The sequence below is a fragment of the Bradyrhizobium sp. 187 genome, assembly GCF_023101005.1.
Classification (GTDB): domain Bacteria; phylum Pseudomonadota; class Alphaproteobacteria; order Rhizobiales; family Xanthobacteraceae; genus Bradyrhizobium; species Bradyrhizobium canariense_D.
The window spans coordinates 4451654-4474998 of sequence record NZ_CP064693.1; the positions used below are offsets into that span (position 1 = coordinate 4451654).

The following is a 23345-nucleotide window of genomic DNA, read 5'->3' on the forward strand; positions in this document are numbered from 1 at the left end:
CGCTTCAATTTCGCCGCCCGACTCAGGCTGAGGTTGTATTCGCTGCCGGCGTCTCGTCTGTGGCGGTTTGACAGGCGGCGCCGTGACGAAGCTTTGCAGCGCCGCTCGTCGGCACGAAGCTTTGGGCTCACAGAGAGCAATCCGCCCTGCCCTTGGCCTCTCGCACCCGAACGCTGCCGCGTCCACCGCAAGCCGGCTCGCGAACATGACGACCACAAGATCGCCCCTCAAGGATGAGCCGGGATGGCCAACACATACGCCGTGTCCGAATTTCGGCAAAGTGGAATATATTTGCGAAGATGGATTGACAGCAGAGCGACAAAGCAAGGCCGTAGCCCAAGCGAGAGTTTAGCCGCCGAAATCCCGCGGGCTGAACGGCAGGTCCATCACCTTCCATTCCCCGTATTTGTCGGCCGGCAACATCTTGTAGGGCTGGCAGGCCTGAAGCGCGCTCATGGCGGACTTCACGAGCGCGACGCCCTTTGCGGACGGCGGGGCTTCGATCAGGATCGGCTCGCGCGCCAGCGTGCCGTCGGTCGCGAGCACGGTGCGCAGCTTGATGTTGACGTTGTCGGTCGGCGCGACCCCAGCCGGCAACTTGGCGCAGCTTCGCAAATGACGACGCAGCTCGGCGATGATTTCGACCGGCAGCTTCGCCGCGATTGAATCCTTGGCATCGCCGCCATCGTCTTTGGGGGCGTCTTTCGGCAGCTCCGTCGGCAATTCCGGCGGCAGGCCCAGCATGACGCCGTATTTGACAGTGACGTCGGGCTCCGGCGCCTGATAGGACGGCGGCGGCGCGGCCTCCGGGTGCTGCATCGCTTGTGGCAGTAGCTGTGGCGCCGGGGGCTGCGGCGTCGCCTGAGGCGGCGGCGACTGCGATGGCTGAGGCTGTGGCTGTGGAGGCTGCGGTTGCGGCTGCGCATTTGCCTCGCGCTGCTGCGGCGTCTGTGAAGGCTGTGGCTGCGGCTGTTTCTGCTGCGGCGGTTCAGGCGAGGCCTGCTGCTTCGAGGACTGTGCCGCAGCCTGCTGCTTCGCCTCGGGCTTCGGCGCGGCCGCCGCCTTGTCCTTATCGTTCAAATCGAACTTCGGCAGTTTCAGGTCAGGGGTCGGCTCCGGCGGCTTCGCCTTGAGTTTTTCCCCGGTCTTCTCCTCGGCTTTGGCCTCCTCCTGCTTCACCTGCTCCGGCGTCACGATGCTGACGGAAACCGATTCGGGCGGGCTGGCGTGAAACGGATGGACTTCGCTGATCACGATGATCAGCGCGACCAGCGTCAGATGGGCGATCGCCGACGCTGCAATGTCCGTCCGTATGATCTTCCGCAGTTCCATCGCCTGACTTCAGGTTGCCAAGCTGGTCCTAGCATACGGCAAGCCCCTCTCAATCCCATTTTGGCGCGAAGGCGAAATCGGTCAGGCGGCCCCTGGGACTGGCCAGCGCGGCGATCTGGGCCATCTCGTCGTCCGAAAGCTCGAAATCGAAGATCTCGATGTTTTCCGACAGGCGTTCGACGCGCGAGGTGCGCGGGATCGCAGCGACATTCTGTTGCACCAGCCAGCGCAGGCAGACCTGCGCCGGCGTCTTGTGATGCAGACGCCCGATCTCGGCGAGCGTCCGGTCGGTCTTGATCCGCCCCTTGGCGATCGGGCTGTAGGCGACCAGCGCGAGCCCGTGCTGATCGCAGGCCGCCCTCACCTTCGCCTGGTCGAGATAAGGGTGGTATTCGACCTGGTTGCAGGCCAGCGGCTCCGGCGACAACGCCACCGCCTGCTCGATCAGCGCCACGGTGAAATTGGAAACGCCGATGTGGCGGGTCAGGCCCATGCGCTTGGCATGCGACAGCGCGCCCAGCGTCTCCTCCAGCGGCACGTGCGAATTGGGCCAGTGCAGCAGCAGGAGATCGACGGAGGGAAGTCGCATGCGCGCCAGGCTCTCCTTGACCGAGCGCTCGAGATCGTGGGGCGCGAAATGATTGGTCCAGACCTTTGTCGTCAGGAAGATGTCGTCGCGGCGCACGCCGGAGGCGCGCAAGCCGTCGCCGACCTCGCGCTCATTCTCGTAGACCTGTGCGGTATCGATGTGGCGATAGCCGAGCCGCAGCGCCTGCTCGACCACACGGGTGCACATGCGCCCGCTCAGCTCCCAGGTCCCCAGCCCGATCGCCGGTATCCTTGCGCCATTGGTCTCGACGAACAGCATGAGGAATCCTCTCTGTCGCGGTCGCCCCAAATCATGATCCAGGCGTCATTATGAACCCGGCTGGCAACACTGCCAACGGGCGACACCGGCCGCCGGGTCGGATCTTGCGCGCAATGCTAACGGGAGGTTCGTGCCAGGCCTTGACGTCAGGCCTTGACGTCAGGCCTTGAGGTCAGGCCTCGAGCTCAGGCTTTGGCAAGCGCCTGGAATACGGTGTCAGGCGCATGCGCGATCACAGCGAGCAGCGCGCGGGCGGGTCCCCGCGGGGCCCGCTTGCCCTGCTCCCAATTGCGGATGGTCTCGACGGGAACGCCGAGCTTGGCCGCGAACTCCATCTGGGTCAGGCAGGCACGGCGGCGCAAATCGCGCACGGCGAGCGAGCTGGTGTCGGGCGGCGCTGCGTTAGGTACGGGCTGGATTGGAAACGGCTGGACCGGAAACTCCCGCCCATCCCGCAACTCGACAATCCGTCCGTCCGCCTTCAACCGCACACGCATGCTCATTCCCCCAAGCAAGGCGATGATGCGGCAGCTCGCTTAAGTTCGGATTAAAGATGATGGCTGCGTATACGGTCTCGTGCCCCGGACGCAGCGCAGCGCTTCTTCAGCGGTGCGCTGCAGAGCCGGGGCCCATGTCGCTGCAATACTGTGCCGCTTCTGGGTCCCGGTTGCGCAGCAACGCCAAGGGCGTTGCAGCGCGCCGGGGAGACGAGAGTGCGTGTAGCCCTACCTCAACCCGAACCACAACGTCGCGATGCCGAGGAAGGAGAAGAAGCCGACGACGTCAGTGACCGTTGTCACGAACGTGCCGGAGGCCACGGCCGGATCGGCCCTGACACGTTCGAGCGCCATCGGGATCAGGATGCCTCCGAGTGCGCCGGCGAAGAGGTTCACGATGATGGCGAGCCCGATGACCAGGCCGAGGCCCGGGATCCTGAACCAGGCCACCGCAGCGACGCCCGTGATCACGGCAAAGGCGAGACCGTTGACGAGGCCGACCAGGCCCTCGCGCACCACCACGCGCCAGGCATTGGAGGAGCCGAGCTCGCGCGTCGCCAGCGCCCGCACCGCGACCGTCATGGTCTGGGTCGCGGCATTGCCGCCCTGGCTTGCGACGATCGGCGCCAGCACGGCGAGCGCCACCATCTTCTCGAGCTGCCCCTCGAACAGGCCGAGCACGGACGACGCCAGAAAGGCGGTGGCGAGATTGACCAGCAGCCAGTTGAACCGCGCGCGTGCAATGGTGAACACGGTGTCGGACAGCTCTTCGTCGCTGTTGACGCCGCCGAGCGCCTTGAGGTCCTCGTCCGCCTCTTCCTCGATGACGTCGACGACGTCGTCGACGGTGATGACGCCGACGAGGCGGTCCTGGGTGTCGAGCACCGGGGCTGCGACGAGATTGTACTTGCCGAACATGCGCGCCACCTCCTCCTGGTCCTCCAGGACGGAGACGCGGCGGCGATCCTCGTCGGTCAGTTCGGCAAGCGCCACCGGGCGGCGGGCGCGCAGCAGCACGTCGAGCGAGACCGCGCCCTGCCAGTGCTGCTCCTTGTCGACGACGTAGATCTCGTAGAAGCGGTCTGGCAGATCCGGCGTCTCGCGCATGTAGTCGATCGCCTGCCCCACGGTGAAATCCTGCGGCACGGCGATGAACTCGGTCTGCATCCGGCGGCCGGCGGAGTTCTCCGGATAAAGCAGGCTGCGCTCGAGCACGACGCGCTCCTTGAGCGGCAGCTTCTCGAGGATCTCCTCCTGATCGGCCTGATCGAGCGTTTCCAGCAGCTCGACCGCGTCATCGGATTCGAGCTCGCGCACACCTTCCGCGACCGTCTGCGGCGGCAGTTCCTCGAGGATCTCCTCGCGCACGCCCTCGTCGAGCTCGTTCAGCGCGGAGAAGTCGAAATCGCGCCCCGTCAGCTCAACCAGGCGGACCCGATCGTCGGGCTCGAGAGCCCCAATGAGATCGCCGAGATCGGCCTCGTGCAGCTCGGCAACGCAGGCGCGCAGCGCGGCGCTGTCGCCGGCCTCGATCGCATGGGTAATTTCCGCGACGAATTCGTGACGAATTTCGCCGTCTTCATTGCGCATCGGCACGTGGTCGAGTACCGATTCCGCGGCAGATGCGGCACCGTCCAGATGTTCATCCATGGCGCGCCTCGCCGTTCGACAGGTTGGAACGAGTGGTCTGAGCTGACGGTTCAGGCAATACCCACAAGGCAACTCTGAGCGCAATGACAAAGATGCTTCGACTGAGGTGGACCTCGATGTCGGCAGGCGCAGCCCTCGCCGCCCTCACCGGCATCGCCTCGAGTGAAGCCGCCGAGTGCCCGCGCAAGGACGCGCTCGGCACCTCCCGCATTCTGAGCGTCGACGCCAAGACCGCGCCGCGCGTGGGCCTGAAGAGCTTTCCGCAGACGCTGGAGCTTGCCGATCACGAGGTCGTGCTGACCTTCGACGACGGGCCGCATCCGCCGACGACGTCGAAGGTATTGGTGGCACTGGCGCAGGAATGCGTGCGCGCGACCTTCTTCCTGATCGGCCTGCACGCCTCCGAACACCCTGACATGGTCAAGCGCATCGCGCGCGAGGGCCACAGCATCGGTCACCACACCTTCTCGCACCCGTTCATGGCGCGCATTCCGTTCGACAAAGCGAAGAGCGAAATCGACCGCGGCATCGCGGCCGTCGAGCTGGCTCTGCACGGCACCTCGACAACGACGCCCGCGACCCCGTTCTTCCGCTTCCCCTATTTCGAGGCGACGCCAGCCGAGCTTGACCTGCTCCAGTCCCGCGGCATCGTGGTGTTCGGGGCCGACCTGTGGGCCAGCGACTGGAACGAGATGACGCCGGAGCAGGAAATGAAGCTCGTCACCGAGCGGCTCGCCGCCGCCGGCAAGGGTATCATCCTGTTCCACGATCCCAAGGCGCGTACGGCTGCGATCATGCCGGCCTTCCTGCGGTATCTGAGGGAGAACCGCTATCGGGTGGTTCACGTCGTGCCGGCGGGTGCATCACAGAAGAGTGCTGACGCGCATTGATGCCGGAATGTCACGCCGGTGCAAAATGGGGTGATTTGGGCCCTATTAACAGTCCGTTCATGCTACGCCATGCAAGTATCAAGGGGACTTGTCGCGGCAGGGTTCTGGGTCGGGGTTCTTGCGCCTGAACCGTTTGCTGATGTCTCCGACCTACTATGGCGGCAATCGCGTAAGAGGGCAGACCGGGTTCATGATCGGAAGTAGCGTTGTTGCTCGGACGCGATCGTGGATCGTCCTTTGCCTTGGCAGCTTTCTTGGCGGATTCCTTGGTGTCCTGACCATCGGCTCGCCGGCCATTGCGGCCGACTGCCCCGGCCATCCGGACGCGCTCGGGACCTCCCGCACGCTCGTGGTCGATCCGCACGAGCATCCCCGCATCGGCACCATGCAGTACCGCGAGACGCTGCCGCTGAAGGACCATGAAGTCGTCCTGACCTTCGACGACGGTCCGTTGCCGAAATATTCCAACCAGGTGCTGCAGATCCTCGCCGACGAGTGCATCAAGGCGACCTTCTTCATCATTGGCGAACAGGCCAAGGCGAACCCGGAAGGCGTGCGCAAGCTGGTCGCAGCGGGCCATACCGTCGGCACCCACAGCATGACGCATCCGCTCACAATGGACCGGATGCCGCTCGACAAGGCCGAGGCGCAGATCAATGGCGGCATCGAGTGGACATCGGCCGCAATGACCGATCCGTCCAAGCTCGCGCCGTTCTTCCGCATTCCCGGCCTGATGCGCGCCGACGGCGTCGAGAACGTTCTGATCTCGCGCGGCATCCAGGTCTGGAGCGCCGATTTCCCGGCGGACGACTGGCGCCATGTGTCGCCCGATCGCGTCTATCAGCTCGCAATCCAGCGGCTTGAGGCCAAGGGCAAGGGCATCCTGCTGCTGCACGACATCCAGGCCCGCACGGTGGCGGCGCTGCCGAAGATCATCCGCGACCTCAAGGCGCGCGGCTATCGCATCGTGCACGTGGTGCCCGCGACCGCCGAGCAGCTGGCGACGCCGACAACGCCGGTGGAATGGCTGCTGCATCCGCCGACCGAGACCACACCGATCGCGCGCTGGCCGGCCGTGCCGAACTTCGTGTTCGCGCAGACCAAGACGCTTCCGGCACCCTCGCTGGCCGACCTCAACGCACAGGCCGCGCACCAACCGCTGCTGCCGCGCAAGACCATGGCGCTCGCCAATGTCGCGGCCACCCTGCCCGCGCCTGGCCGCGATCTCTTTGCGATCCCGGAAGGCTCGGTCGAGGTGCTGCTGTCGACGACCTTGTCGCGGCGCGCCGCGACGCGCCTGGCAATGGCGGCCGAGACGCCTCCTGCGGCCAAGGTCAAAGCCGGCAAGTGGCACGCTCGCCGCACCGCGCGCGCTGCTCATGGCACACCGAACCACGCCGCAGAGACCGAGGGCACTGCAGCCAAGAGCACTGCCCCCAAGAGCGCCGCGCCCAAGAGCACAGCGCCGCGCCCGACCCGTGTGGCAAGCCTGAAGAAGCGCGCGCAGTAGAGCTTACTGTCGCATGATGTTGGCGACGCAGAGCAATACGATCAGCGCCAGGAAGAACAGGTCCATATAGGACTTGACCTCGCCGTCGCGCCGCAGCCGGGCGACGTCAACCACGACCTGCTTGCGCACACTCGTTCCGCCAGTGCCGTCATTGAGCGGAGCCTGAAGGCGCTTGGTCTCGGCTTCCAGCTTCTCGATCTTCTGGTAAAAGTAGAACGCCCGCAGCGTCGAAGCTGCGCGCATGCCGGTATAGACCAGCACCAGGATCGCGATAATCGCCCGGTTCTGGTACTTCTCCATGAAATTCAGGCTGAAATAGACCATCGCCATGAATGCGAAGTTGGTCACGAAGCGATAGACGAAGCTTAAAAAGACCATGCGGGCTTAAGCCTTGAAGGGTGGCGCAACCGACCGTGTTGCAAATGCGGGGATCAGGAGCCCAGACCGGAACAGCCGGCCTGAATGCCATGCAGCCCCGTCTACGCCAACTTTGTTTCAACAAAGATACTATTGCCCCGGCGATGCCGCCTTTTAGCCACGCCCGGCCATAATGCAAGCCGGAGCCCCGGCCGTCGAGCCGTCCGCGCGCCTGTTGGCTGCAACGGCTCCTTGGAGATTTGGCGGAAGTCCCGATAGACTGGGGTCGCCACATGTGGGGTCTGCCGATGCCGAAGAAGGGAATCACCGGCCACGACGACTGGGTTCTGACCGAGGCGCTGGCGACTGCGCTGGTCGCGCTGGAGCAGCTCGACACCAAGCACCAGCCGAGCGCGCATATGGACGACATCCGCAAGATGCTCGCGAACGGCAAGGAGCCGGCGGCGGTGACCCTGCATCTCGCCCAGGCCAAATGCCGGCTTTTTCCCGACCTCGATCCGCTGGAGATCTACCGGGAATACGGCATCGGCGAGGAATATGGCTGAGGGCGCCGTTGACGGCCGGACCTAAGGCCCGCCGGCGACCGATCCGGCGATCACCATGACCAGCGCGGCCAAGTCGATCTTGCCGTTGACGATCAGCTCCTCCGAGGCTTTCGCGTCGTGCGCCCGTTCGACCTTCAGCGATTGCGGCCGGTTCGCCGCCTGCCGCTTCAGCTCCTCGACGATGGCTTCCGTGAGTTTCTCTTCCAGCATGGGCTTGTCCTCAGGCCGCCATCGCACGGCAGGATTGCGCGCAGGAGCGGCACATGGCGACGCACTCGTCCATGCCGCCGACCCGTTCGCAATCCTCGGCGCATTCGCTGCAAATTTCGGCGCATTCGCCGCATGTGTGCCGGTGATGCGGCGTATTGATCAGCATGAAATGCGCCGCCGTCCGGCACATTTCGGCGCACGCCATCATCAGGCGGAAATGCTTGGGCTCGACGTGCTTGCCACCGGTCTCGAGGCAATGGTTCATCGCGGTGCCGAGGCAGGTCTGATAGCAGCTCATGCAGAGCGCGATGCAGCGCGTCATGTCTTCGGATTGAGCCATCCGGTGTCTCCATTGCTCGCCCCCTGCACCGGTCAACCAGGGGGATGTTGTGATCGTTCCTGCCGTCGTGCCGATTGTGACGTCCAGGGAACCTCGCAAAGCTAGCCGTAACGCCTGGCGCGCACCGCCCGGTAGCGAGCATCGGTCTGCGGCTTGATGAACAAGGCGGCCACGCTTGGATGGCGTTTGCGTATCTCGGTCTCGATCGAAACGACGCATCGCTCGATATCGTCGGCGCGCTTGTCGTCCGCAAATTCGATGCTGAGGGCCGCAACGATTTCGGCCGGCGACAGCTGCACCGTCAGCAGGCCGTTGGCCCTGAGCACGCCGGGCGACCGCCTTGCGATGTCGAGGACCGATCGCGCAAGTTCCGGATCGGCGGGCTCGCCGATCAGCAGGCTCTTGCTCTCGCGCGCGAGACCGATCGACACGATCGCCAGCAATATCCCGATCATGATCGAACCGATCCCGTCCCAGACCGGCTGGCGCAGCCATACGGCCGCGGCAGTGGCCGCCGCGGCAATGGCGATGCCGACCAGCGCCGCGCTGTCCTCGAGCAGCACCATGAATGCCGGAGGATCCTTGCTGCGAACGAAAGCCTGGTAATACCCGAACCGCTGGCCGTCGGAGCTGAAGCGCCGCAGGGCAACCAGCCAGGAACCGCCTTCAAACAGGAACGACAGCCCGAGCACCACGAAGCTGACGATCGGACTTTCGATCGGCTCGGGTGCGGCGACATGCAGAATGCCCTGATACAGCGAGACACCGGCGCCCAGGGCGAAGATCAGCAGCGCAACGATGAAGCTCCAGAAATACAGCTCGCGCCCATAGCCGAGCGGATGGGATTCGTCGGGCGAGCGGCTCGCGCGCCGGTAGCCGTAGAGCAGCAGGATCTCATTGGTCGTATCGACGAGCGAATGCACCGCTTCGCTCGTCATGGCCGAACTTCCCGTCCACGCGGCGGCGCCGATCTTCGTGACCGCGACCAGGACATTGCCGAAGAGCGCCGCATAGACCGCGGTCTTCGAGGATGATTCTGTTGCCAATGTCCGATACCCCGTTCCTCATGCCAGCCGCCGCGGCAGGCTGTTGTGGATCGTGCAGGCGGCGAGCGCGGCGTGGCCGAACGCGACCGATATCTGGTGCAGGTCGGTGACGACGTCGCCGATGCCGTAGAGCCCGTCGACCGAGCTGCGCTGATGGTCGTCGACTTTCAGATGGCCGTCTGCGGTGTGTTCGGCCCCAAGCGTCATCGCGAGATGCGAGCGCACTTCCGCACCCATCACCGGGTAGACCATCTCGAATTGCGCCGTCCGGCCATCGGCGAAGACGGCTTCAACGCCGTCGTCTCGCCGCCTCAGGCGCAGGCCGGGCGCGACGACGATCTCGACACCGGCTTCATTGAGCTCCGCTGCCGCGGGCTTCCCGTCATCCTCGCCCGTTGCCAGCAGCGTCACGTCGCGCGAGTAGCCGCGCATGAAGAGCGCCTTGCCGGCGGCGCGGTGAAGCGGACCGACGATGCCGATGCGACGGTCGATCGCCTCGAAGGCGTCGCAAACGGGACAGTAGCGCAACAGCCCGTCCGCGACGGCCGCGCGCCATTCGTCGAACGGCGGATGGGCGTCGACGATGCCGCAGGCAAGGATGACGGTGGCGGCCGTATGCGCGCCGCCGTTCCAGATCGCCTGAAAACCGTGATCGTGTCGTCGCAAGCTGGTGACCTCGGCATCAACGCGCGTGACCGCGAGCTCGCCCAGTTGCGCGGACATGCGCGCGAGCAGGTCAGTGCCGGAGAGGCCGTGGACGAAGCCCGGCACATTGTGACTGCGCGGGATCAGCGCCGCCCGGCTCGCGCCTGCGTCCACGACACAGACGCGGCGCCGAAATCGCGCGAGGTAGATCGCAGCCATCAGCCCGGCCGGGCCGCCGCCGACGATCAGGCAATCATACGGCTGATCATTCGCCATCATTTGGGGTTTGGATCCGACAGGCCCGCACCGGGCTCGCGAAGCTGTCTGCTCCGCGCCAGGCGGACCGCGTTGCCGAGTGCGCGCGCGACGTTCTGCACCTCCGTCTGGAATGCCCTGTCGTCATCGAGGTCGCGGTGCGAGGTGGCGTATGGCTCCATGTAGCCGACATAGCCATCGAGCTCGGCGAAGCGGCCCGCCGAGATCAACTGCATATCGGTCAACCAATCCGACAAGGCCCGGCGCACGCCCTCGGCACCGACCGCATCGCCGTGAACGACGAGGCCGAAATGACGGCCGGCGAGATGGCGCGGATAAGGCCAGCCCTTCAGCTCCAGCGCCTTCGCCTCGGCCGCCTTCTTGCCGTGGGTCGAGGTCGGATCGGGATTGCCGCCGTCGGCGCAGACCATGCGGTCCATCATCGCCTTCAGTCCGGCGGGTACGTGATACCAGTTCACCGGCGTCACGATCAGGATGCCGTGGGCCGCGACCCACAGCGGATAGATATCGTTCATCCAGTCGTCGGTCTGCCCCAGCGAATAGTTTGGATAGCAGCTGCACGGCCAGTGGCAGAGCGGCATCGCGGTTCCGACGCAGGATTTGCAGGGATGGATCGTCTTGCCGAACTCCGAGGCCAGGCGCGACAGGTCCAGGATGTCGACGGCAAACCCAAGCTCGGCAAAGACCGGCTCGGCGAGTTCGACCAGACGCCAGGTCTTGGACATCTCGCCGGGACAGGTGTGCTCGCTGCGGGCCGAGCCGTTGATGATGAGGATGCGCGGCGTCTCGTCCGCATCGTCATGGCGTCGCTGCGCCGCCAGGATCTTCGCGCGCGCATCGAGCCAGTCGATGGCGATGTCGTAATCGGGATCGGAGAATCCCGCGCCCGCCTTTCGCGTCAGCGGGGCCTTGCGTGAATCGCTGTAGGCGTCCCAGGCCGCGCCGACGATGGCGTCGAGCTCGCGCTGGAGCGGTGCAAAGGCGGGATCGACGAACCGGCTCCTGTAGCGGCGCTCGAAGGCCTCGCGCGAGAGCTTGACGGGCGGCATCCCCTTGCGAATGTCGGCTTCCGTCATGCTGGCTCCTCGCGAGGTCGGTACAGTTCGACCAACCCGGGGCGCAGCGCGCGGTTCCTTCTCGCTCTCCTCTCGTCGCCCTACTGGCGGACAACTTCCGGCGGCACATCGAACTGCGCGATGCGCTGGTCCAGCCGCCACAGTTCGATGCGGTGCACCAGCACGAGCGATGCGGCCTCGCGCTTGGCCTGCTCATCATCGTCGCAGACCAGGTTGATGCATCCAAACACATGCCCGTCCGGATCGATCTGGAACGCGCGGTAGTGCTTGATGCTCCGCATCGTCACCCTCCCCGTCTCGGGTAGACAGGTTCGCTCAGCCAGTCCGTCAGGTTCGAGGTCACCTCGTTCTGCTTGGCGCGCTGAAGCAGCATGTCGCGCTCCTTGCCGGGCGGCAGGCTGCGCGCACGCTCGCGAGCGGTTTGGGCGAATGCCGCCAACCGCTCCTGGAGCGATTGGGTCTGTTTCCTGCGGTTGCGTTTCGCGGTCATTGTACTTTCACAAAGCCCTTCAGATGGAAGGATTGGGATGGGAGGAATTGGCCCCGGCGGGAGGTCGGCGCCGGGGCCAGAGTTTCGTGCCGGTTGGGGCGGCCCAGCCCGGCAGTGTTGGCAGCTTCGGCCGCAACCGCAGGTTCCGGCATTTCAATAAGTTAACGGTGCGTGATTTTGCTGGTGCGAAACGAAACGGCCGAGCAGCGACGGATGCGCGCATTCCCTTCGCGCGCCGGCACTGCCTCGAGTGCGCCGGAACCGAAATGCTGATTCGCTTATTGATGAGGGACTTGAAGGAGGATCATCATGGTGAAAGCAGCATGGAAACAACCGGGTTCACCGATCGGCCGCAAGGGCCCGCGCAAGGCAAACCCCGCGTACAAGCGGCGGGCGCGCGAACGATGGACACCTGCGGACGTGAGCAAGCTGAAGCAGCTCGCAAAAGGAAACACGCCCACGGGCGTCATGAGCATCAAGCTGCAGCGTCCGGTCGCGGCCATTCGCAGCAAGGCGCAGCGCGAAGGCATTTCGCTCAAGCCCGTCAACCGCTCGCCTTACAACAGGCGATCCAAAGCAGCGAAGCGGCGCTGAGCGAGGCACCCATCCCGGCGCAGCTAGACGTTTAGTGTCGTCGGCTCCTATTCCGACGGCGCGCGGTGCCGGAGATCCTGTCCTTCCCGGTCGTCGCGGAGGGCCTTGAGCTCCGAGCGCAACATCGCGCTTTCCATCACCACCCGGCGCACCTGGCGCGTGGCGTGATCAAGCTGGTCCGCGACCGCTCTGCGCTGCGCCCGGAGGGCGCGGCTTGCTTCGATCGCGCGCTCAGCGCGGGCAAGCAGGACGTCGTTCACGGAACGACAATACAGGATTCGGGACGAAACTGCCTTTACGTAAGTTACGTCAATTACTCAAAACCAGCCATCCGCTCAAAAAACATTCGCGAACGCTAACCTGGATCAAGTACGACCGTTCCCCAACCGAGCAAACGCTTAGCTCCGTCGATAGAGTTGCAGATAGCTCGGCGAGAACAGCGCCGCGTCCTTGAGCGCATCGAGATCGGTGATGGTCAGCGTGCGATCGCGCAGCACGATCAGACCGGAAGCACGCAACTCCTGAACCGTGCGGTTGAGATGGACCACCGACAGGCCGGTGGCGTCCGCAAGATCCATTTGCGTCACCGGCATCACGCAGGAATTGCCCTCGACCATGCCGACAGGACGCAGCCGCTCGATGATTTCGCAGAACAGATGGGCCACGCGTTCGAAGGCCACCCGGCGGCCGAGATTGATGGCCCATTCGCGCTGGATCGCGTTGTTGACAAGCGTCTCGCACCAGAACGCTTCCGCCAGCGCGCGGTCGCTCGCCACCAGACTCTCGAACCGCGCGCGCTTGATTTCGGTGTAGACGACCGGCGTCATCGCCGCGATGGAATGATCCATCACCGACAACAGGAACGCGTGCGCGTCGCAACTTTCGCCGGGAAAGAGAAAATTGACGATCTGGCGCCGCCCGTCCTCGAGCGTCTTGTAGCGGCAGAGCCAGCCCGACAGCACGAGGCGCACGCTGTCGACCGGATCGCCCTCCGAGATCAGATCCTCGCCCGCTCCTGCGCGCTGGATTCCCTCGAGCATTGCATATTCGAGCGAGGTGCGGGCCTCCGTCGACAGCGGCCTCAGCACGTTCAGCCGGCGAATGACCGGGTCCACCTGGCTGCGATCTAGCGTCGACAAGGGCATCAGCTGGCCACCGCCGGTGTATGAAACGCCCGCTTGCTGAGGGGAATGGTGATCGTGCATTCCAATCCCTTGGGACTGAATGCCAACCTGGTCTGCCCCTTGAACTCGAACGCGAGTGTGCGCTCCAGAAGCTCGGTCCCAAATCCTTTGTGCGGCGGCGGCGCAACCGGCGGCCCACCGCGCTCCCGCCACTCGAACACCAGCTCCGCCGGGTCGGTGCCCTGCTCGAGGCGCCAGGAAATCTCGATGCGACCGGTCGGCCGGCTCAGGGCGCCGTATTTGAGTGCGTTGGTCGCGAGCTCGTGAATGGCAAGGGCAAAGGTTTCCGCTGCCTTCGACTGAAAACGCACCGGGGGACCGCTGACACGTACCTGCTCGCCCTCCCTGGCATTATAGGCCAGCATCTCCTCGACGGCGAGGTATTCGAGATCGACGCCGCCCTCGGGATCGCGGGTCACCAGCGCCTGGGTACGGGCGAAAGCGTTGAGCCGGCCGTCGAGATGAGAGGCAAACTCCTCGACCGTCGAGCTCGTATCGGCCGTGCGACGGGCGATCGAGCGCACCACGCCGAGCGTGTTGCGGACCCGATGCTGGAGCTCGGCCAGCAGCAGGCGCTGCCGCTCCTCGGCGCGGGTCATGGCGGTGATGTCAACGAAGGTGATCACGACCCCGGCGATGAAGTTTTCGATGCTGCGATAGGGCAGGATTCGCACGATGTAGCGCGTGCCGCTGTCCGGCGCCCTCAGCTCGCGCTCGGCGCTGGCAAGCGTCCGCAGCACGCTGCGAACGTCGTCATAGAGGTCCTCGATCGGGACGCGCGCCTTGATGTGCGCGATGGGCCGGCTAATGTCGGTTTCTACGAGATGCAGAATTTGCGTGATCGCCGGCGTGAAGTTCATCACGCGCAACTCGTTGTCGAGGAATACGGTCGCGATCTGCGTGCTCTCCAGGAAATTCCGGAGGTCACTGGTGGCGCGCGTCAATTCCTGGACGCGGTGAGCAAGCTCGCCGTTGACGGTGGTCAGCTCCTCGTTGACCGACTGCAATTCCTCGCGCGAGGTTTCGAGTTCTTCGTTCGCGGACTGGAGCTCCTCGTTGAGGGACTGGTATTCCTCGTTCGAGGACTTCAGCTCCTCATTGGTGCTTTCGAGCTCTTCGATGGTCGCCTGAAGGCGCTCCCGCGTCGCCCGCAGCTCGCCTTCGATACGCTCGACATGCTCGGTCTGCACCAACGCATTGGGCTTGCCTGCGCCGGCATCGATGGCGCGCACCGGGCCGTCCTTGAACAGGACGACAAAATTGCGATCGCCGCTGCCGCTCTCCTGGATCGGCTCCACCGTGATGTCGACGGGAATGTGCTGGCCGTTGGCGCCGAGCTGCACCTGTTCGGCATGGGCGGGCTCGTTGGTCTCCGCCGCGCGGCTGAGCACCGCCCGCAGGTCCAGGCGGAGATCGCGGTGGACGAGTTGGAGCAGATCGAGCGTGGCGGCGCCTGCCGTCGGCTCGATGTAGCGTCCGGTGCGCCCGGAAAAGTGCAGGACCTGAAAGTTGCTGTCGGCGATGACATAGGCGGGCGCATAGCGCTCCGCGATCCGCTGCGCGCGACGCTCCAGCCCGATATCAGGGCGGAAGGAGCGCGCCGGCGCTATCTCGAGGTTTGCCCTCCCCGCGGCGGTCGTGATCGGAAATTCCGGCGGCAGCCGGGTTCCGGTCTCGAGCTTCTTGAAGATGCGGGCGCGGCGGTCGACCGGTACGAACAGTTTTGGATGCCGCGTGACGTTCTCGGAATTGCCGAGGAACAGGAACCGATCCGGCAGAAGGGCGAAGTGGAATAACGGGATCACCCGGTTCTGCAATTCGGCATTGAGGTAGATCAGCAGGTTGCGGCAGGAGACGAGATCGAGCTTGGAGAACGGTGCGTCCTTGATCACGTTGTGCTGCGAGAAGATGCACATCTCGCGCAGCTCCTTGACCACGCAATAGGTGTCACCTTCGCGCACGAACCAGCGCGCCAGGCGCTCGCCGGTCATCTCCGCTTCGATCTTGGTGCGATAGCGGCCGACGCGCGCAGCCGCCAGCGCCCGTCCGTCGATGTCGGTCGCGAAGATCTGAACCTGCGGTGGCGAGTCCATTTTGGCCATGTACTCGCGCAGGAGGATAGCGATCGAATAGGCCTCCTCGCCGGTTGCGCAGCCGAGCACCCAGACGCGAACCTGCTGGCTCGCGTCCTTGCCTTCGAAGAGCTTCGGGACGATCTGGTTCTCCAGCACCTCGAATTCACGCTTGTCGCGGAAGAATTCGGTGACGCCGATCAAGAGGTCGTTGAAGAGGTGCTGCGCCTCGTCCTGGTCGTTGCGCAGGAAATCGACGTAAGCGGAAATGTCGCCGATCTGGACCACCTGCATCCGCCGCTGCACGCGACGCAGGAAGGTGTTCTGCTTGTAGCCGTGGAAATCATTGCCGGTCTTGCTGCGCAGGATGTCGGCGATGCGCGACAGCGAGGTCGCTGCAGCGGCCAGCACCTCATCGAACCCCTGCTTCTCCTCCAGCCGCCGCAGATGACGGGCATAGACCTGGATGTGCTCGGCGATGTCTTCGGCGGTCAGCACGTAGTCGGCGATCGCCGCCGGCGTATCGGCGTCCTTCAGATGATCCGCGTCGTCGCTCGCGCCTTTTTCCGCGATGGCAAGGCCGCCGTGGTCCTTCAGTGTCGCGGTACCCAACGTGCCATCGCCGCCGATGCCGGACAGGATCACGCCGATCGATTGCTCGGCGCGTTCTTCCGCCAGCGACACCAGGAAGCTGTCGATCGTCGCCCGCTCGCCGGGCGCCTGCTCGGCCGGGCGGACGCCGAAGCGACCGTCCTGGATCGTCGTGATCATCGCCGGCGGGCACAGATAAATCGTGCCACCCTCGATGGTCTGGCCGTTGCCGACGTCGGAAATCTTGCCACCGTGGGAATTTCGCACGATCTGGCGCAGCCGCGGCTCGTCGAGGGCCTCATGATGCTGGAATGCGAGCACGACGGCCTGGTCGGCGCTTACGGTCAGCCTGGAAAAGAACCGCTCGACGCTATCCAGAGCTGTCGGCGCGGCGCCCACCCCGATGATCAGCGGAGACCTGGTCTGGCGCTCTCTTTCGACCGACTGGTCGCCGATTTCATGCATGGTCTCGGTAGCTCTCATTCATTGACGGGAACCAGAGGACGCCCGCTCGCCGCAAATAGCAGAATTGATATTATCCCAACAGGTGCAAGGCGGAAACGTCACGCTGCGTTCCGTACAGCGAGCATTGGGCATTAGGCATTGAGCTTGGGTGGCCTGCCAACGCCCCCAGATCACTCCGGACCGACTTGCTGCCGAAGATAGGCGATCCGCTGCTCGATCAGGACGCGATGGCGCAGCCATTCCGTGAGGGTCTGCTTCAGCGCCTCGACCAACCGTTCCGCCTGGCCCGCGTCGTGGCCGCCGGCACTGAGCTCGCGGATGCGCGCCTCCTGATCGAGGATGCGCCGCGAACCCTCCTCGATATCCCGATCGGCCTTGATCAGATGGCGGCGCTCGGTATCGAGCTGCTCGGTCCATTCGGCGAGGGAAATGGCCATCGCGACCCTCAAGCCTCCCGCTTGCGAATGGGAGGATCGAGCGACTTTAGCACAACGCGCCGGATCATGTCGGCATATTCGCGATATTCGGCAGCGCGCGCCTGGTACATCTCGGCCACCGCCGGCCGGCCGTTGCGCCGTCCGTCGGCGGCCATGCGCTGCACCAGCTCGGCCCGCTCCTCGATGATGCGCAGTGCGACCCGCAGGGCTTCATCCACTTGCCCCTCCTGCTCTTTTGCGAGGACGTCGGCGGCGAAGGCGTGACCGACCTGGCAACGGAAGCGCATCGGGTGCGATTCCTTCATCTCGGACAGGACGCCCCCGCAGGCCGGACAGGTCAGCGCAACCGGATCGGCCATCGAGACGAGACGGTCACTGCCGATCCGTTCGCCGGCCGCGATCTCGACCTCGAGCCGGATCTCCGGCGGGATCGGCAGTGCGGCGCCGGCAGCCTCCCTGGCGAGATCAGACAGCACGTCGCCCATTCCGGCGCCGGGAACGCAAAGATCGATGATGGTCGCCTCGAGGGCGCTCCTTGGCATTTCATCGGCGATGGCATCCGAGGGGTCCTGAACCACCGAAATCCCGCCGCAACGCTTGATGGCGTTGAGACCGGCCGAACCGTCCGACAACAGGCCGCTGAGCAGCACACCGATCACACGTGGGCCGTAATTGATGGCGGCCGAGCGAAACAAGGCATCGATGGCCGGCCGGACCATGTTCTCGCGCGGGCCGCGCCCGAGGAATACGCGATCCTCGGACAGCAGCAGATGGTGGTCCGGTGCGGCCAGATAAACCCGGCCTGGCTCGATCTTCATGCCGTTTTCGGCCTGCCGGACCGGGAGCGGACCGGCGCTGCTGGCCACCGTCGAGAGAATGCCGATGCCCTGCGCCGGGATGTGCAGCACGATGAACACCGCCGCGGGCAGATCCGGCGGCAGCCGGCCCAGGATCTGCTTCAGCGGCGCGGTCGCGCCGGCCGAGCCACCTATGACGATGATGTCGCGGTTGCTCATGGAACCCACTATCGGTTGTATTCGTTTGTACCAAGGCGGGTCACCGCCCTATGTTCCTATGAACCGGCAACGAAGGGGTGGAAGGCACCATGGCGATGTCGCCTCGATCGTCAGGTCCAGAGTCGGCGCTCAGCGGGCGACGCATCTTCATTGTCGAGGACGAATATTTTCTCGCCGACGACATTGGCAGAGCATGTCGCGCGCTCGGCGCAGACATCGCGGGCCCGGTGGGCGATCTCAACGACGCACTCCGTATCCTGCACGACGGCAGTGTTCTGGATGCCGCCGTGCTCGACGTGAACATCCGCAGCGAGATGATCTTTCCGGTCGCGCGCGAACTGAAGGCACGGAACGTCCCCTTCCTCTTCACGACCGGATACGACAAGGTCACGATCAGTCCGGAATTCCACGACGTGCCGATCCTGGAGAAACCGATCGATATGCCTGCGATGGCACAGAGGCTGGCGGCGCTGATCGCCGATCCGCACGGCCGAGCCTGACGGCGATCAGAACAGATGCGCGAAAGCGAGCCAGGCGGTCACCGCCAGACACAGAAGCACCGCAGCATAGGGCAACGCGATCCGCAAATCAGCAGCCCTCCCGGTCATCAACCCATCATCATCCAGACGATCGCCGCCATCATGACGAGAAAACCCGTGATTGCCGTTGCGACAAAGGCCTGTTCGACGCGATCCATCGGCATCACAGCCCCCTTTTTCCAGCCGAACCAGTCTGACGGCGCGGGGAGCTTTGCGCATTAGGCTATGTGAATCGGCGTCCTCCTTATCGGTCCGCGCCGCACCGGTTAGCTTAGATTGCGACGGTATCGTTCTACGACTTCGCCGTGCCCGGCTCCGCCATCTTGCGATGCTGCTTGGCCAGCATCTCGTTCGGCGTGACGTTGGCGATCGTGGTCTGGATCTTGTTCTTCATTCCGGTCACGATGTCGGACTCCCCGCGCAACATGGCGTCGAAGCCGGCCTTCGCGACGTCGTAGGCACTGTCCTTCGGCTCGGTGCCGACCTTGGTATCCATCATGTCGGCGCGGCGGAAGAACTCCGTTTCCGTGGCGCCAGGCATCAGGCAGGTGACGGTGACGCCGCTGTCGCGCAACTCCTCGCGGAGCGCGAATGAGAATGAATCAAGAAACGCCTTGCTGGCGTTGTAGACCGCCTGAAAACTGCCCGGCGTGAATCCCGCGATCGAGCCCGTGATCAGGATGCGCCCCGAATTGCGGCGAAGCATCGCGTTGCCGGCGCGATGGATCAGATACAGCGTGCCGGTGATGTTGGTGTCGACGAGGTGCTTGATCCTGGCAAAATCCTGGTCGAGAAAGGCCTTGCCAAGACCAACGCCGGCATTGGCCAGCAGCGCGTCGATCGGCCGGTCGCCGACCGCGGCGCAGAGCTTGTCGACGCCTTCGGTGGTGGCGAGATCGGCCTGCACCGGTTCGACGCTGCTGCCGAGCCTGCGCAGATCGACGGCCACCCTCTCGATCTCGGGCTCGTCCGCCGCAATGACAAGGTTGAAACCTGCTTGGGCACAGCATCTGGCGAGTTCCAGCCCGATGCCGGTGGAGGCGCCGGTGACGACGGCGAGTTGATTGGCGGGCATGAGCGTATCCTTCGCTAATCCTTGAGTGGGATTGATGACGCTCCAATCACCGCAATGGGCGCTCGTTCCTATCGGGGACGCACGCTGGTGCGGCGCAAAGATTTTGCACTGTGCAATAGCAACCATCGTTCGTTGTTCGACTTGGTTGCCTCGTAGCTCGGGAGAAAAGAGATGAAGGCGCTGGTTTGGCACGGCAAGGAAGACATACGCTGCGACACCGTTACCGATCCGGAAATTCAGGACGCGCGGGATGCCATCATCAAAGTCACGAGCTGCGCCATCTGCGGCTCGGACCTGCACCTCTTTCACAATTACATTCCGGGCATGCTGCCCGGGGACATCATGGGCCACGAGACCATGGGCGAAGTGGTCGAGGTCGGCTCGGGCGTCGACGGCAAGCTGAAGAAGGGCGACCGCATCGTCGTGCCCTTCACAATCATTTGCGGCGAATGCGACCAGTGCAAGCGTGGCAATTTCTCGGTCTGCGAGACCACCAATCGCAAGAGTCATCTCGCTGAAAAGGCGTTTGGTCATTCGGGCGCTGGCCTGTTCGGCTATACGCACCTGACCGGCGGCTATCCCGGCGGCCAGGCCGAATATTTGCGCGTGCCGTTCGCCGACGCCACCCACATCAAGGTGCCCGCGGGCATTCCCGACGAGCAGCTGCTGTTTCTCAGCGATATCTTCCCGACCGGCTGGCAGGCCGCCGTGCAATGCGACATCGAGCCGACCGACACGGTCGCGATCTGGGGCTGCGGTCCGGTGGGACAGATGGCGATCCGCAGCGCCATCCTGCTCGGCGCCAACCAGGTGATCGCGATCGATTGCCTGCCCGAACGGCTCAGCATGGCCGAAGCGGGCGGCGCCACCACCATCAACTTCGAAACCGAAAGCGTCCTCGAGCGACTCGAGGAGCTCACCGACGGCAGAGGCCCTGAGAAGTGTATTGATTGCGTCGGGATGGAGTCGCATGTGATGGCGTCCCTGCCCGACACGCTGCTCGACCGCGCCAAGCAGATGGTCATGGTGGAGAGCGACCGGCCGCATGTGCTGCGCGAGATGATCTATGTCTGCCGGCCCGGCGGCATCATTTCGGTGGCAGGCGTGTACAGCGGATTCTCCGACATGCTGCCGATGGGCGCCTTCATGAACAAGGGCCTGACGATGCGCACCGGCCAGACCCACGTCAACCGCTGGACCGACGACCTGCTCCATCGCATCGAGGAAGGTCAGATCGATCCGTCCTTCGTCATCACCCACACCGTCCCGCTTAGCCAAGGCCCCGAGATGTACCAGGTGTTTCGCGACAAGCGCGACTCCTGCGTCAAGGTCGTGCTGAAGCCCTGAGGAGCAAGACCCATGTTTCATTTCTCCAACATCGTTCGCACCAAGGGCGACCCGAAAATCGTCGAGGGCGGCCCGAGCCTGAAGCGGCCCGAAGACCAGCTCGCCCGTGCGCTCGGCTGGTTCAGCATCGGTCTCGGCGTCGTGGAATTCTTCGCGCCGCGGCGCGTCACGGAAACGCTGGGCATGGAGGGCCATGAGACGCTGGTCCGCACCTTCGGCCTGCGCGAGATCCTGGCCGGGGTCATGACGCTCTCGGTCGAGAAGAACGCCGGCCTGTGGGCCCGCGTCGGCGGCGACGGCCTCGATGCCGCCGCGCTGCTCTCGGGGCTGACCGCGGACAATCCCAAAAAGGGCAATATCGCGCTGGCGCTGCTGATGGTCGGCGGCATCGCGATGCTCGATTACCGCGCCGCGCAGGACACCAAGCCGCAGCGGCCGCAGCGCGACGCACGGCGCAAGCTGTATCCGAACCGCAGCGGCTTTCCCAAGGGCATCGAGAGCGCCCGAACCGCGGCCAAGCAGATCGCAGCGCACGCCGCGACGGAACGGACCTGAGAGCGCGCGACGAGGTGATGCAAGACAATGAGCGAAGCGTCCCGTAACGAAGGTGCGTGGTGGGAATCCGCCGTCATCTACGAAATCGCACTGATCTCGTTCCAGGACTCGGACGGCGACGGCAAGGGTGATCTCGCCGGCCTGACATCCCGCATCGACTATCTGAAATGGCTCGGCGTCGACGCGGTGTGGCTGACGCCGGTCTACAAGAGCCCGTTTCGCGACCTCGGCTACGACATCTCCGACTACTGCTCGATCGATCCTGCGTTCGGCAGCCTCGAGGCGTTCGACCGCCTGCTCAAGGCCCTGCACGCGGCGGATATCCGCGTGATCCTCGATCTCGTGCCCAATCATACCGCGAACGATCACGCATGGTTCGTCGAGAGCAGCAGCTCACGGAACAGCGCGAAGGCCGATTGGTACATCTGGGCCGACGCAGCCGAGAACGGCGGCCCGCCCAACAACTGGCTGAGCCGCTTCGGCGGCAGCGGCTGGGAATGGTGCGAGGCGCGGCGGCAATATTACTATCACTCCTTCCTGGTCGAGCAGCCCGATCTGAACTGGCGCAACCCGCAACTGCGCGCCGCGATCGCCGACGTCATGCGCTTCTGGCTCGATCGCGGCGTCGACGGCTTTCGCGTCGATGCCAGCGCGGTCCTGATCAAGGACGCGCTGCTGCGCGACAATCCGCATAACCCGCAAGCGAAAGGCAAGCCGCCGCCGCAGCGCCAGACGCCCGTCTTTACCGACGACCGGCCGGAGACGATGGATTGCATCGAATTCATTCGCGAGGTGATCGACGGCTATCCAGGGCGGATGTTGTGCGGTGAAGTCCAAGGCAAGACCGACCGCATCGGCCACTTCTACGGCAACGACCGACCGCGCCTGCATCTGCCCCTCAATTTCGCACTGCTGGACTCGCAATGGGACGCGCTGTCCCTGCAAGCAACGATCGACGCGTATTTCAACGCCATCCCGGATCATGCATGGCCGGTCTGGGTGATCGGTGGTCACGACAAGCAACGGATCGCGAGCCAAATCGGCGAGCCGCAAATGCGCGTGCTGGCGATGCTGCTGATGACGCTGCGGGGAACGCCCTTCTTCTTCATGGGCGACGAGATCGGCCGCAAGCGCGTTCCCATTCCGCCCGACCGCGTCCACGATCCCTTCGAGAAGCTCGTGCCGGGGTATGGCCTTTGCCGCGATCCCGAACGCGCGCCGATGCGATGGGATGACAGCAGCAACGGCGGCTTTACAACCGGCGATCCATGGCTGCCGCTCGAGCCGCGCGACGGCGCGGCCAACGTGGCCGCGCAGCAGCGCGACCCACGTTCGATCCTGGCGCTGTTTCGCGCGCTGATGCGACTGCGGCGCGAGCGCGCGTGCCTGCGCCACGGCGGCTACGAGCCCCTACGCGCGCAGAACGACGTTCTTGCCTACAGGCGGACGGATGGCGGCAAGGAAATTCTGGTCGCGCTCAACATTGCCGCCGAGCCGCGGAAATTGCATTGGCAAGGTCGCGGCCGCCTGCTGATGTCGACGCATCTCGACCTGCCGTCCGAGCCGCTGCCGGACGCCTCCATCCTGCTCCGCGGCAATGAAGGCGTGATCATCGAACTCGAGCCACGGTGACGGCCGAGGAACCATCCGCGCGTCAGAGAGTCTCATCAACGCCTCCGACGTCCCCCCTGCCGGAGGCTGAATAGACGAAACCGCA

At 64.6% G+C, this 23345-nt stretch carries 26 protein-coding genes; 8 read left to right on the forward strand and 18 right to left on the reverse strand.

Annotation, left to right across the window (positions count from 1 at the left end; genetic code table 11):
* Window positions 1-348: 348 nt before the first annotated feature.
* The 4 genes from tolA to mgtE all read right to left on the reverse strand — a co-directional run bounded on the left by tolA (window position 349) and on the right by mgtE (window position 4347).
* On the reverse strand, window positions 349-1332 hold the full coding sequence (tolA, locus tag IVB19_RS21390) for a cell envelope integrity protein TolA (protein WP_085384444.1): 984 nt from the start codon (window positions 1330-1332) through the stop codon (window positions 349-351).
* Between the two features lie 49 nt (window positions 1333-1381).
* Entirely contained in the window at window positions 1382-2200 is an 819-nt protein-coding gene (locus tag IVB19_RS21395) for an aldo/keto reductase (RefSeq protein WP_018455196.1), read from the reverse strand.
* A 185-nt stretch (window positions 2201-2385) separates the two neighbouring features.
* Complete coding sequence (relB, locus tag IVB19_RS21400; RefSeq protein ID WP_085351361.1) at window positions 2386-2703, reverse strand: type II toxin-antitoxin system RelB family anti-toxin transcriptional regulator; 318 nt, start codon at window positions 2701-2703, stop codon at window positions 2386-2388.
* A gap of 222 nt (window positions 2704-2925) precedes the next feature.
* A complete protein-coding gene (mgtE, locus tag IVB19_RS21405; protein ID WP_018455198.1) occupies window positions 2926-4347 on the reverse strand; it encodes a magnesium transporter in 1422 nt (473 codons plus the stop codon).
* 116 nt (window positions 4348-4463) lie between these two features.
* Here mgtE and IVB19_RS21410 point away from each other — a divergent pair, with 116 nt between their 5' ends.
* A complete protein-coding gene (locus IVB19_RS21410) occupies window positions 4464-5237 on the forward strand; it encodes a polysaccharide deacetylase family protein (protein WP_162496377.1) in 774 nt (257 codons plus the stop codon).
* A 190-nt stretch (window positions 5238-5427) separates the two neighbouring features.
* Window positions 5428-6747 carry a polysaccharide deacetylase family protein gene (locus IVB19_RS21415; RefSeq protein WP_247392995.1) on the forward strand — a complete coding sequence of 440 codons (1320 nt, stop codon included), beginning with the start codon at window positions 5428-5430 and terminating at the stop codon, window positions 6745-6747.
* 3 nt (window positions 6748-6750) lie between these two features.
* Here IVB19_RS21415 and IVB19_RS21420 read toward each other — a convergent pair whose 3' ends face one another.
* The gene (locus IVB19_RS21420; RefSeq protein ID WP_018455201.1) at window positions 6751-7125 is read right to left on the reverse strand and encodes a hypothetical protein; all 375 of its coding nucleotides are present in this window, start codon (window positions 7123-7125) and stop codon (window positions 6751-6753) included.
* A gap of 287 nt (window positions 7126-7412) precedes the next feature.
* Here IVB19_RS21420 and IVB19_RS21425 point away from each other — a divergent pair, with 287 nt between their 5' ends.
* Window positions 7413-7670: a hypothetical protein gene (locus IVB19_RS21425; protein WP_240543306.1), complete on the forward strand. Its 258-nt coding sequence runs from the start codon at window positions 7413-7415 to the stop codon at window positions 7668-7670.
* 21 nt (window positions 7671-7691) lie between these two features.
* On the opposite strand, the gene IVB19_RS21430 is transcribed toward IVB19_RS21425, so the two are convergent.
* From IVB19_RS21430 to IVB19_RS21460, 7 genes are all read right to left on the reverse strand, one after another.
* On the reverse strand, window positions 7692-7880 hold the full coding sequence (locus tag IVB19_RS21430; protein ID WP_018455203.1) for a hypothetical protein: 189 nt from the start codon (window positions 7878-7880) through the stop codon (window positions 7692-7694).
* Window positions 7881-7890: 10 nt separating this feature from the next.
* Window positions 7891-8220 carry a four-helix bundle copper-binding protein gene (locus IVB19_RS21435; protein WP_007611368.1) on the reverse strand — a complete coding sequence of 110 codons (330 nt, stop codon included), beginning with the start codon at window positions 8218-8220 and terminating at the stop codon, window positions 7891-7893.
* A gap of 101 nt (window positions 8221-8321) precedes the next feature.
* Entirely contained in the window at window positions 8322-9266 is a 945-nt protein-coding gene (locus IVB19_RS21440; protein WP_018455204.1) for a cation diffusion facilitator family transporter, read from the reverse strand.
* Window positions 9267-9284: 18 nt separating this feature from the next.
* Complete coding sequence (locus IVB19_RS21445; protein WP_247336174.1) at window positions 9285-10190, reverse strand: NAD(P)/FAD-dependent oxidoreductase; 906 nt, start codon at window positions 10188-10190, stop codon at window positions 9285-9287.
* On the reverse strand, window positions 10187-11263 hold the full coding sequence (locus tag IVB19_RS21450; protein ID WP_247819864.1) for a flavodoxin family protein: 1077 nt from the start codon (window positions 11261-11263) through the stop codon (window positions 10187-10189). Before IVB19_RS21450 ends, IVB19_RS21445 begins: the two co-directional genes overlap by 4 nt.
* Before the next feature lie 80 nt (window positions 11264-11343).
* Window positions 11344-11544 (reverse strand): hypothetical protein, encoded by a 201-nt coding sequence (locus tag IVB19_RS21455; RefSeq protein ID WP_026232903.1) that lies wholly within the window; start codon window positions 11542-11544, stop codon window positions 11344-11346.
* Window positions 11545-11546: 2 nt separating this feature from the next.
* Entirely contained in the window at window positions 11547-11753 is a 207-nt protein-coding gene (locus tag IVB19_RS21460; RefSeq protein WP_018455208.1) for a hypothetical protein, read from the reverse strand.
* A 309-nt stretch (window positions 11754-12062) separates the two neighbouring features.
* Here IVB19_RS21460 and IVB19_RS21465 point away from each other — a divergent pair, with 309 nt between their 5' ends.
* Window positions 12063-12347, forward strand: coding sequence for a hypothetical protein (locus tag IVB19_RS21465; protein ID WP_018455209.1), 285 nt, complete (start codon window positions 12063-12065; stop codon window positions 12345-12347).
* Window positions 12348-12394: 47 nt separating this feature from the next.
* Here the strand turns inward: IVB19_RS21465 and IVB19_RS21470 are convergent, their stop codons facing one another.
* The 5 genes from IVB19_RS21470 to IVB19_RS21490 all read right to left on the reverse strand — a co-directional run bounded on the left by IVB19_RS21470 (window position 12395) and on the right by IVB19_RS21490 (window position 18112).
* Window positions 12395-12607: a hypothetical protein gene (locus IVB19_RS21470; protein ID WP_018455210.1), complete on the reverse strand. Its 213-nt coding sequence runs from the start codon at window positions 12605-12607 to the stop codon at window positions 12395-12397.
* Between the two features lie 138 nt (window positions 12608-12745).
* A complete protein-coding gene (locus IVB19_RS21475) occupies window positions 12746-13492 on the reverse strand; it encodes a Crp/Fnr family transcriptional regulator (protein ID WP_018455211.1) in 747 nt (248 codons plus the stop codon).
* A complete protein-coding gene (locus tag IVB19_RS21480; RefSeq protein ID WP_247392984.1) occupies window positions 13492-16659 on the reverse strand; it encodes a CheR family methyltransferase in 3168 nt (1055 codons plus the stop codon). The genes IVB19_RS21475 and IVB19_RS21480 overlap by 1 nt, the downstream gene beginning before the upstream one ends.
* 170 nt (window positions 16660-16829) lie before the next feature.
* Window positions 16830-17096: a hypothetical protein gene (locus IVB19_RS21485; RefSeq protein ID WP_018455213.1), complete on the reverse strand. Its 267-nt coding sequence runs from the start codon at window positions 17094-17096 to the stop codon at window positions 16830-16832.
* Between the two features lie 8 nt (window positions 17097-17104).
* The gene (locus tag IVB19_RS21490; protein ID WP_018455214.1) at window positions 17105-18112 is read right to left on the reverse strand and encodes a chemotaxis protein CheB; all 1008 of its coding nucleotides are present in this window, start codon (window positions 18110-18112) and stop codon (window positions 17105-17107) included.
* A gap of 89 nt (window positions 18113-18201) precedes the next feature.
* On the opposite strand from IVB19_RS21490, the gene IVB19_RS21495 reads away from it, so the two are divergent.
* Complete coding sequence (locus IVB19_RS21495) at window positions 18202-18612, forward strand: response regulator (protein ID WP_083926391.1); 411 nt, start codon at window positions 18202-18204, stop codon at window positions 18610-18612.
* A 331-nt stretch (window positions 18613-18943) separates the two neighbouring features.
* Here IVB19_RS21495 and IVB19_RS21500 read toward each other — a convergent pair whose 3' ends face one another.
* The gene (locus tag IVB19_RS21500) at window positions 18944-19726 is read right to left on the reverse strand and encodes an SDR family NAD(P)-dependent oxidoreductase (protein ID WP_085351353.1); all 783 of its coding nucleotides are present in this window, start codon (window positions 19724-19726) and stop codon (window positions 18944-18946) included.
* Window positions 19727-19897: 171 nt separating this feature from the next.
* On the opposite strand from IVB19_RS21500, the gene IVB19_RS21505 reads away from it, so the two are divergent.
* The 3 genes from IVB19_RS21505 to IVB19_RS21515 are packed head-to-tail and all read left to right on the forward strand — an operon-like array spanning window position 19898 to window position 23260.
* Window positions 19898-21073 (forward strand): zinc-dependent alcohol dehydrogenase, encoded by a 1176-nt coding sequence (locus IVB19_RS21505; protein WP_018455218.1) that lies wholly within the window; start codon window positions 19898-19900, stop codon window positions 21071-21073.
* Between the two features lie 12 nt (window positions 21074-21085).
* A complete protein-coding gene (locus IVB19_RS21510) occupies window positions 21086-21628 on the forward strand; it encodes a hypothetical protein (protein ID WP_018455219.1) in 543 nt (180 codons plus the stop codon).
* Between the two features lie 27 nt (window positions 21629-21655).
* Window positions 21656-23260: an alpha-amylase family glycosyl hydrolase gene (locus IVB19_RS21515; protein WP_018455220.1), complete on the forward strand. Its 1605-nt coding sequence runs from the start codon at window positions 21656-21658 to the stop codon at window positions 23258-23260.
* The last annotated feature ends 85 nt before the right edge of the window (window positions 23261-23345 follow it).